The organism is Methanobrevibacter sp. UBA417, assembly GCF_002508845.1.
Lineage (GTDB): Archaea > Methanobacteriota > Methanobacteria > Methanobacteriales > Methanobacteriaceae > Methanobrevibacter_A > Methanobrevibacter_A acididurans.
Map to the genome: position 1 here is coordinate 5964 of NZ_DAZC01000031.1, position 565 is coordinate 6528.

Here is a 565-nt window from a genome sequence, read left to right on the forward strand (position 1 = left end):
ATAGAAGGATTTAAAGGTTATAATTATCCAAAAATTGCTACAACTCCGGATGTTGTTGATGATTTTACTATTGCGTCTGTTGATGCGAAAAATATGGATGATTCTGATGTTAGTTTATTAGTTGATAAAATTGAAAATTATGGTTATGATATAATTGACACTTTGTTTGTTGATGATTGTGGTTATAATGATGGTAAAGTAATAGCTAAAGCTTTTATTGATGGAAATTTACAATATGATTTAGAAAAACAAGCAGATATTTCTGTTTCAGTTGATGGTGTTAATATTGGAATTAATGCTTTTGTAAATGATTTTATGAAAAATACTATTTTGGGAATGTTAAATTCATTAAAAACTACTGAGTATGGGGTTAAGGATTTTAATAAAATTGAAATATTAATTAATAATAAAAAAGTTTGATTAAAATAATTTTTGGTTTATGTGATTGGATGGATAAGATTAAAGATACTTATAATAGACCTATAATTTCATTACGTATATCTATTACAAATCGTTGTAATATTCAATGTTTTTATTGTCATCATGATGGAATGTTAAATTCTAA

General features: G+C 24.1%; 1 pseudogene. It reads left to right on the forward strand.

The features are described 5' to 3' along the window. Positions 1-420, forward strand: a pseudogene (locus BP769_RS06805) (molybdopterin-guanine dinucleotide biosynthesis protein B); the annotation flags it as partial. Positions 421-565: the final 145 nt, after the last annotated feature.